The organism is Holospora elegans E1, from assembly GCF_000648275.1.
Classification (GTDB): domain Bacteria; phylum Pseudomonadota; class Alphaproteobacteria; order Holosporales; family Holosporaceae; genus Holospora; species Holospora undulata_A.
This window is the reverse complement of record NZ_BAUP01000106.1, coordinates 1-2237: the sequence shown is the minus strand read 5'-3', so window position 1 is coordinate 2237 and position 2237 is coordinate 1. Positions and strand designations below refer to the sequence as shown.

Genomic DNA, 2237 nt, shown 5'->3' with positions numbered 1-2237 from the left:
TGCCGGTTTGGTTAATAACACGCCGATAGCACCAATGAGGTTTAAGGGATCTTGCGACACAGTATTATTCCAAGCTTGTGTAGATTTCTGATCGAGGATCTAAGCTTGGTCAAGGTGGTATTATGGATAATGCCTCTTTTCATAAATCCAAGAAAAGTAGAGAATTAATAGAATCTGTAAAATGTAGTATAATTTTTCTACCTCCTTACTCTCTTGATTTGAATCCAATAGAGAAATTCTTGGCTAATAAGAGGGGGATTGAATGCTCTATTCGACGTTGTTTCGTGGCTCTTTAAAATATCTAATTTAACCTAAATTACTATAGTTTTCACTATAATTCGTTAATTTAATTCTTTACACGAAAACTATCTATCTGTGATAAGTGCACCGGTGACTTTTCACTTGTAAAATCTTCTATTTGATTTTTGGAACTTTTTTGAATAAGTCGGGTATTTAATGCCAAGAACCAACACAGATCTTGAATTAAGTTAAAAAATGCTCGCTTTTCCCTTGTACCTCAGCCATGGATGCCAAAACAACGAAGTTTTTTAAACGAATAGAAAACAAGTGTGCACCAGGATACTCCTTAACATCTTATTCTTAACGCACCCACTCCTATTTTTGTAGAGAAAATTTTACGTTGTAGCATAGGAATTTTATTCAATTAACGAAAGGGATACCTAAATGAAGACGCTCTGAAATTTCTTTAAAATAGCTTTTCCTTTGCCTTTCCCCATAAAGCATAACTCCAAAAATCAAATAATCCCCCAAATTTCATCTTGAATCATAATCATTTGATAACGCTTTGGCGGCTATATCTTCTTTTTTTTAAAAAATCTGCAAGAGCCCAAATTTTTTTATTTGTTTTTATAAAATAAAGATTTTCCCAATTCAAATCCCCACGACATAATATCCTTAAGATTCTTTGGAGCATCACGTAAAGTTTTATTAATAACAATTTCCACGTCTAATTTCTTGGACTGAAAATTAGTCGCCACAGAAAGATTGGACAAACCTGTTTTAATCCAAGAGCTAACAACCTTCACCGCTTCATATTTTCCACTAGACCAGTTCTGCGATCCTAAGTCTACCATTTTTTGAGCTGTCTGAAGCAAGGCGTTTTGCAAAAGTAAAACACTTTTTTGAAATTTTTTCAACGCAACTTCATTGTTAAACAATGCTTTGTACAAAAAATGAGCTTTGTCGGTCCACTTGCCTCCTTTTGTGAATTCTAATAAAACTCCTGGCAACGCAACTCCGACCTCTTTTATTGCTTCGCCAAGGTTTTGAAATGCCTGAATATATTCATTTGAATGTTCTCCACTATACTGCGTAGTTAAATGATGAATTAAAAATATTCCTATCAATGCATTCATAAAAACTTTAAAAAATTTTTCAAAAACATATCCGTCCACAATAGATTTGTAAACTTCTGGGGATTTTAATAAATTTTGAAAGACTTTTTCTTTAGTAAAGAGGCTTCTGCCCAGATCTGATACAACATTAACAAAAGAGTTTTGAGACATTTGAAATGCGTACAAAAATGTTCTAGCAATCGTATCCAGCGCCCCTAAAGATTGTGCTACGTTAACCATTGAAAGTAATGGATTGGAAGCATTCATAGCGTAGGAAGCAAGACTAGAAACTGCAGATCCGAAAAAAGCTCCAGGACCTCCTAGTGCTGCATTTATAGAAAGTTTTCCTCCTGTGCTTACTAAACTATTCAAATCAGAAACAGTGTTTTGAGCAACTTTTACGTACATCTTAAAAAGATTTAGAACATTTTCTGCTATTTTTCCTCCTCCGCTTAAATAACGATAGGAAGTATTTTGAGAAAAATTTTTTACAGGCTGAGGAACCCATTTTCTTAAATCAGGAAACGCGTAGAAACATTTTTTAGAAAATTCTTTTATTTTTTTCACTGCAATGTTTTCTTCAGAATAAGACTTTTTTGGATCAATGATTTGTACTTCTTCTTGAAATCTTACTTTTTTTTGGGAATCCGTTTTAGAATTCTCAGAACCTGGTACAGTTTCTTTTTCCAGAATTGCGTTATGTTCTGCAGAAGAAGACTTTTTTGGATCAATGATTTGCGCTTCTTCTTTTGGGAAATCTTTTATTATATGCTTAAAACCTAGATTTTCTTTTTTTTTCCCTTTTTCTATCCTCTTCTATCTTTAGAGCTTCTTCCTTTTTTCTATCCTCTTCTATCTTTAAAGCTTCTTCCTTTTTTCTAT

The 2237-nt window shown here is 33.3% G+C and carries 1 protein-coding gene and 1 pseudogene; one reads left to right on the top strand and one right to left on the bottom strand.

Annotated elements, in window-relative coordinates; genetic code table 11:
* Window positions 1-119 precede the first annotated feature (119 nt).
* A pseudogene (locus HE1_RS10385) lies at window positions 120-296 on the top strand (transposase); the annotation flags it as partial.
* Between the two features lie 561 nt (window positions 297-857).
* On the opposite strand, the gene HE1_RS04320 reads toward HE1_RS10385, so the two are convergent.
* Window positions 858-1922, bottom strand: coding sequence for a hypothetical protein (locus HE1_RS04320; RefSeq protein WP_035545106.1), 1065 nt, complete (start codon window positions 1920-1922; stop codon window positions 858-860).
* Between the last annotated feature and the right edge of the window lie 315 nt (window positions 1923-2237).